We start from the raw sequence: 2,689 nt of genomic DNA on the forward strand, positions 1-2,689 counted from the left end.
GCAACCGCAACAACGGTAACGCGGCACTGAAGGCCTTCATCGTCACCCGTATCGGCGACGTGTTCATGGCCATCGGCCTGTTCATCCTGTTCGCCCAGCTGGGCACCCTGAACGTGCAGGAACTGCTGGTGCTGGCACCGCAGAAGTTCCAGGCGGGTGACACCTGGATGGTACTGGCGACCCTGATGCTGCTGGGTGGCGCGGTCGGTAAATCGGCCCAGCTGCCGCTGCAGACCTGGCTGGCCGACGCGATGGCGGGCCCGACCCCGGTTTCGGCACTGATCCACGCGGCAACCATGGTGACCGCGGGCGTGTACCTGATCGCCCGTACCAACGGCCTGTTCCTGCTGGCGCCGGACATCCTGCACCTGGTCGGTGTGGTCGGTGGTGTCACGCTGGTGCTGGCCGGCTTCGCCGCCCTGGTGCAGACCGACATCAAGCGTATCCTCGCCTACTCGACCATGAGCCAGATCGGCTACATGTTCCTGGCCCTGGGCGTTGGCGCCTGGGACGCGGCGATCTTCCACCTGATGACCCACGCCTTCTTCAAGGCCCTGCTGTTCCTTGCCTCGGGTGCTGTGATCGTTGCCTGCCACCACGAGCAGAACATCTTCAAGATGGGCGGCCTGTGGAAGAAACTGCCGCTGGCCTACGCCAGCTTCGTGGTCGGTGGCGCGGCCCTGGCGGCCCTGCCGATCGTGACCGTGGGCTTCTACTCCAAGGACGAGATCCTCTGGGAAGCCTTCGCCAGCGGCAACAGCGGCCTGCTGTACGCCGGCCTGGTCGGTGCCTTCATGACCTCGCTGTACACCTTCCGCCTGATCTTCATCGCCTTCCACGGCGAAGCCAAGACCGAAGCCCACGCCGGCCACGGCATCAGCCACTGGCTGCCACTGGGCGTGCTGATCGTGCTGTCGACCTTCGTCGGCGCCTGGATCACCCCGCCGCTGGCAGGCGTGCTGCCTGAAAGCGCCGGCCACGCCGGTGGTGAAGCCAAGCACGCGCTGGAAATCACCTCGGGCGCCATCGCCATCGCCGGTATCCTGCTGGCCGCGATGCTGTTCCTGGGCAAGCGTCGCCTGGTCTCGGCCATCGCCAACAGCGGCATCGGCCGCGTCCTGTCGGCCTGGTGGTTCGCCGCCTGGGGCTTCGACTGGATCTACGACAAGCTCTTCGTCAAACCTTACCTGCTGATCAGCCACATCCTGCGCAAGGACCCGGTTGACCGCAGCATCGGCCTGATCCCTCGGATGGCTCGCGGCGGCCACGTCGCCATGAGCAAGACCGAGACTGGCCAGCTGCGCTGGTACACCGCCTCGATCGCCGTCGGTGCCGTGCTGGTGCTCGGCGCCGTGGTAGTGGCCGCGGTATGACAATGAATCTTGCGACTTTGCCAAAGGAAACCAACCCGTCATGATTTTGCCTTGGCTGATCCTGATCCCCTTCATCGGCGGCTTCCTGTGCTGGCTGGGTGAGCGCTTCGGCGCCACCCTGCCGCGCTGGATCGCACTGCTGACCATGTCCCTGCTGCTCGGTATCGGCCTGTGGCTGTGGGGCACCGGCGACTACACCCTGGCCCCCGCTCCGGGCGCCGAACCTGCCTGGGCACTGGAATACAAGGTCCAGTGGATCAAGCGCTTCGGCATCAGCATCCACCTGGCCCTGGACGGCCTGTCGCTGCTGATGATCCTGCTCACCGGCCTGCTCGGTGTGCTCTCGGTACTGTGCTCCTGGAAAGAGATCCAGCGTCACGTCGGCTTCTTCCACCTCAACCTGATGTGGATCCTGGGCGGCGTGGTCGGTGTGTTCCTGGCCCTGGATCTGTTCCTGTTCTTCTTCTTCTGGGAAATGATGCTGGTGCCGATGTATTTCCTCATCGCGCTCTGGGGTCACAGCTCGGCAGACGGCAAGAAGACCCGGATCTACGCCGCCACCAAGTTCTTCATCTTCACCCAGGCCAGCGGCCTGATCATGCTGGTGGCGATCCTTGGCCTGGTGCTGGTCAACTACAACACCACCGGCGTGCTCACCTTCAACTACAGCGACCTGCTCAAGGCCGAACTGCCGGCCGGTGTCGAGTACGTGCTGATGCTGGGCTTCTTCATCGCCTTCGCGGTGAAGCTGCCGGTGGTACCGTTCCACTCCTGGCTGCCTGACGCTCACGCCCAGGCACCGACCGCAGGTTCCGTGGACCTGGCCGGTATCCTGCTGAAGACGGCGGCCTACGGCCTGCTGCGTTTCGCCCTGCCGCTGTTCCCGAACGCCTCGGCCGAGTTCGCGCCGATCGCCATGACCCTGGGCCTGATCGGTATCTTCTACGGTGCCTTCCTGGCCTTCGCGCAAAGCGACATCAAGCGCCTGATCGCCTTCTCCAGCGTTTCGCACATGGGCTTCGTGCTGATCGGCATCTACTCCGGCAGCCAGCAGGCCCTGCAAGGCGCGGTGATCCAGATGCTGGCCCACGGCCTGTCGGCCGCCGCGCTGTTCATCCTGTCCGGCCAGCTGTACGAGCGCCTGCACACCCGTGACATGCGCCAGATGGGCGGCCTGTGGCACCGCATCGCCTACCTGCCGGCCATCAGCCTGTTCTTCGCCGCCGCCTCCCTGGGCCTGCCGGGTACCGGCAACTTCGTCGGCGAGTTCCTGATCCTGATCGGCAGCTTCGCCCATGTACCGTGGATCACCGTGA

2 protein-coding genes are annotated in these 2,689 nt (G+C 64.9%); both read left to right on the plus strand.

Translation table 11 applies throughout. The features are described from left to right. Nucleotides 1–1,373, plus strand: a 1,373-nt coding sequence (locus tag B3E94_RS15050; RefSeq protein ID WP_286914120.1) for an NADH-quinone oxidoreductase subunit L, incomplete at its 5' end; no start/stop codon positions are given. Between the two features lie 40 nt (nucleotides 1,374–1,413). Beyond that, nucleotides 1,414–2,689: NADH-quinone oxidoreductase subunit M (nuoM, locus tag B3E94_RS15055; RefSeq protein ID WP_286914122.1), on the plus strand; the 1,276-nt coding region annotated here is incomplete at its 3' end.

Origin of the sequence: Pseudomonas sp. UBA6315 (assembly GCF_002438125.1) — a bacterium.
GTDB lineage: Bacteria > Pseudomonadota > Gammaproteobacteria > Pseudomonadales > Pseudomonadaceae > Aquipseudomonas > Aquipseudomonas faucium.